Source organism: Colwellia sp. SU-HH01217, from assembly GCF_057543495.1.
The window spans coordinates 1-3,892 of record NZ_BAAJLX010000028.1 but is presented as its reverse complement, the minus strand read 5'-3'; the positions used below and the strand labels follow the sequence as shown (position 1 = coordinate 3,892).

General features: G+C 36.6%; 3 protein-coding genes and 4 tRNA genes. All 7 read left to right on the top strand.

Translation table 11 applies throughout. The annotated features are described in order from the left end of the window. Positions 1 to 525: 525 nt before the first annotated feature. Positions 526 to 1,557, top strand: coding sequence for a UDP-N-acetylmuramate dehydrogenase (murB, locus tag AC27G3_RS18020; RefSeq protein WP_487124001.1), 1,032 nt, complete (start codon positions 526 to 528; stop codon positions 1,555 to 1,557). Next, positions 1,554 to 2,552 carry a bifunctional biotin--[acetyl-CoA-carboxylase] ligase/biotin operon repressor BirA gene (gene birA / locus AC27G3_RS18015; RefSeq protein ID WP_487124000.1) on the top strand — a complete coding sequence of 333 codons (999 nt, stop codon included), beginning with the start codon at positions 1,554 to 1,556 and terminating at the stop codon, positions 2,550 to 2,552. Before murB ends, birA begins: the two co-directional genes overlap by 4 nt. After that, a complete protein-coding gene (locus AC27G3_RS18010) occupies positions 2,549 to 3,271 on the top strand; it encodes a type III pantothenate kinase (protein ID WP_487123998.1) in 723 nt (240 codons plus the stop codon). Before birA ends, AC27G3_RS18010 begins: the two co-directional genes overlap by 4 nt. Before the next feature lie 129 nt (positions 3,272 to 3,400). Then, positions 3,401 to 3,476: transfer RNA gene (locus AC27G3_RS18005), tRNA-Thr, on the top strand. Between the two features lie 48 nt (positions 3,477 to 3,524). Continuing rightward, positions 3,525 to 3,609 (top strand) — tRNA-Tyr (locus AC27G3_RS18000). A gap of 53 nt (positions 3,610 to 3,662) precedes the next feature. After that, positions 3,663 to 3,736, top strand: a tRNA-Gly gene (locus tag AC27G3_RS17995). Between the two features lie 12 nt (positions 3,737 to 3,748). Beyond that, a tRNA-Thr gene (locus AC27G3_RS17990) sits at positions 3,749 to 3,824 on the top strand. The last annotated feature ends 68 nt before the right edge of the window (positions 3,825 to 3,892 follow it).

Below are 3,892 nucleotides of genomic sequence, written 5' to 3'. Positions count from 1 at the left end.
GTTACTTTAGTTTTTAAACGTTGAGCTCAATCGTAAGCTTAACTAGCTATATCGTTTAATGTGATAGGGCTAATAGGTAGTAATGGTAACAGTGGTAGTGTGACTCATGTTGCAGGTAAACCCATGTGAGAGTAAGACATTGCTAGACTTCCTTTTAGAAAAGCCCGTTACTAAAGTGACGGGCTTTTTGCTTTTTGTTGCTTTAGTGATTAAACGTTTAGCTCAATCGTAAGCTTTACTGGCTATATCGTTTAATGTGATAGGGCTAATAGGTAGTAATGGTAACAATGGTAGTGTGACTCATGTTGCAGGTAAGCCCATGTGAGAGTAGCACATTGCTAAACTTCCTTTTAGAGAAGCCCGTTACGAAAGTGACGGGCTTTTTGCTTTCTGTTACTTTAATTTCACGGTAGCTAATCATGATTAAATTTAACTTAGATAGATTAACAATGTAAGCTTATAGAAAATATGCGTACAATACTTTCTTTGTTACTAATTCTAAACCACCCTCTGAGTATATAGGCAATGAAATCGTCCCAGTTAAATTCCCTTAAACGTAATAATACTTTTGCCATAGATGCTACTTGTTCAGAGATACTTACTCCCAATAGCTTTGATGATCTTATGTCGATGCCTGAGATTAAAGATGGTCAATTTTACATTTTAGGTGAGGGTAGTAATACATTATTTACTGAACAGCTAGCACCCACTATTATTTCACCACAATTTAAAGGTATTGAAGTTAACGAAACACCAACAGATTTCATTGTTACGGTAGGAGCGAGTGAAAATTGGCATTATTTAGTCACTTTTTGTATTGAACATAATATGTTTGGTTTAGAAAATTTAGCATTAATCCCTGGAAGCGTTGGTGCAGCACCGATTCAAAATATTGGCGCTTATGGTTCTGAATTTTCGGACTTTTGCTTAGAAATACATTGGTTTGATTTTAAAGCTAGAGAGCAAAAAAAAATTGATAATTCCTCATGTCAATTTGGTTATAGGGAAAGTATTTTTAAAAACAAATTATACAATAAAGGGTTGGTAACTCATGTTGTTTTAAAGTTAGAGAAGCAGTGGCAAGCCAATCTTACTTATAGCGGTTTAGATCGTTTACCTAAAGATGTTTCTGCACGAGAAGTCATGGAAAAAGTGATATTACTTAGACAAAGTAAATTGCCTGATCCGAAAATACTGCCTAATGCAGGTAGTTTTTTTAAAAATCCTATTGTCGAGAAATCTCAACTATCTCATTTGAAAACCACCTACCCAAATATTCCATATTATCCGCATGCCGGAGAACAAATTAAGCTAGCAGCAGGTTGGTTAATTGAACAGTGTGGATTAAAAGGATATCGAACTAATAATGTCGGTGTGCACAATAAGCAAGCGCTAGTACTGATAAACTTTAAAAATGGTACAGGGAAAAATGTTGTTGAGCTTGCCTTTTATATTCAAAAATGTGTTTTTGATAAATTTGCTATATTACTTGAGCCAGAAGTAAAAATGGTAACCTCAAAAGGTGAAATTAAATTTGAAGAGTTAAAGCAACAATGACAAGTATGATACGTGAAGAGTTGATTAAAGCACTTTCTGGAGGAGTTTTTGTTTCTGGTCAGCATATAGGTGAGCTTTTAGGTGTTTCGAGGACAGCAGTATCTAAACATGTTAAAGCATTAACAGAGTTGGGACTGGATATTTATAGTGTGACGGGTAAAGGCTACAAACTTGCTCAACCGTTAACATTATTATCACAAAGACAGATAAATAATTATCTATCTGCTAATGGAAAAACTAATACCGTAGAGGTTCATACACTTATAGATTCAACTAACAGTTATCTGATGCGTTTGTTATCTAAACAAAATGAAGAGAAAGATTCTAATCTTAGCCAAGGTCAAGTCTGTCTAGCTGAATACCAGAGTGCTGGCCGGGGACGTCGTGGCCGTCAATGGGTATCTCCTTTTGGATCTCACTTATATTTATCAATGTATTGGAAACTAGAACAAGGATTAGCGGCTGCAATGGGGTTAAGCTTAGTTAGTGCATTGGCAGTAAGTGATGCAATTAAACAAGAACTTAATTTAAACGTGCAATTAAAATGGCCCAATGATATTTACATCGACGGGGTTAAATTAGCAGGCATATTGATAGAGTTAGAGGGCCAGGTTTCAGAGCTTAGTCACAGTATTATCGGGATAGGGCTAAATTTAAAAATGCCGGAAAATAGCGCAAAAGATATTGATCAGCCTTGGACAGATTTACAATCACATTATCAAGTAGACATTGATCGTAATCAGCTGTGTTCAACGATAATTTCATGCTTAATTGACCGTTTGACATTACACCAGGAACAAGGACTTGCCGTTATGATTGATGAATGGCATCAGCAGGATGTATTTTTGAATAAACCTGTACAACTAATTACCGGTGATAGGATTACACAAGGCATATGCAGAGGTATAAATAGTCAAGGCGCGTTAATGTTAGAAGTAAATGGTGTGATAAAGCCGATTTATGGTGGGGAAGTTAGTTTGAGAGCAGCACAATGAGCTTACTGGTTGATATTGGCAATAGTAGAACTAAGTACATAACGGTTGAAAATTTAAACTCAGGGCAGTATCAAGTCATACCTAATGAGAAACTTACTCATGATTGGCTAGATGAAAACTGGTTGGGATTAGAAAAAATAATTTTAGCAACCGTAAGTAAAACCTCAACAACCGATACAATTAAGCAATGGTCTAAAAAAAACGCTATTCAATTAAGAATTATCGAAAGTGAAGCAGCGCGCTTTGGTGTAACTTCTTTTTATCAAGAGCCAATAGCCTTGGGAGTAGATCGTTGGTTAGCCTTATTGGGGGCGGCTAAACTGTACCCAATGAAAAATATACTAATTATCGATTCAGGCACTGCCACGACGCTCGACTTAGTAGCGGCTAATGGTAAACACAAAGGAGGATGGATATTACCTGGAATAGACATGATGAGGATAAGTTTATTTGAAAACACTTCTAAAGTGAAAGTAGAAAAAACAGCATTACCCCAAGTTAGCTTTGGCTCTAACACACAAGAAAATGTTAATAATGCTTGTTGGGCTGCCACATTAGGTACAATTGAAATAGCATTAGTTGAAGCCGAAAAACAAAATACTCGTGTAGAATTAATTATTTTATCTGGGGGAAATGCTAAAAATTTATCTAATTTAATTAATCACCACTATTGCATAGAGAATAATCTTATATTTCACGGTCTACAGCGTTATAACTGAATGAAAACAATTTCTTGAACCCCTTATTTGGGTAAAAATACACCAATCGATCAAAAACATGCTTTTTTTTTAAATTTCCTATTGCAAGGGACAATACATTACTCTAGAATTCGCTCCACTTAATGTAGTGCCGACTTAGCTCAGTTGGTAGAGCAACTGACTTGTAATCAGTAGGTCGCCAGTTCGATTCCGGCAGTCGGCACCATTAATACGATATTGAACCACCACGTTCATTATCAGATAAAAAGAATATGGAGGGGTTCCCGAGTGGCCAAAGGGATCAGACTGTAAATCTGACGGCTCCGCCTTCGGTGGTTCGAATCCACCTCCCTCCACCATTTCTTTTATCAGACTACAATTTAAAAACTATTTAGATAAAAATAGCAAAAAAGCGGGCGTCGTATAGTGGTAATACCTTAGCCTTCCAAGCTAAAGCTGCGAGTTCGATTCTCGCCGCCCGCTCCATTTTTGTGAAATGCTGATATGGCTCAGTTGGTAGAGCGCACCCTTGGTAAGGGTGAGGTCGGCAGTTCGAATCTGCCTATCAGCACCATTTCCTAAAAATTAGTCTATCCTTTATCTTTATCATTATATTTTTGTTAATACTTGAGGTATTTTAAG

Coding starts and splice junctions, on each gene's coding strand:
- AC27G3_RS18010 (WP_487123998.1), top strand. CDS start 2,549: ATGAGCTTACTGGTTGATATTGGCAATAGTAGAACTAAGTACATAACG.
- birA (WP_487124000.1), top strand. CDS start 1,554: ATGACAAGTATGATACGTGAAGAGTTGATTAAAGCACTTTCTGGAGGA.
- murB (WP_487124001.1), top strand. CDS start 526: ATGAAATCGTCCCAGTTAAATTCCCTTAAACGTAATAATACTTTTGCC.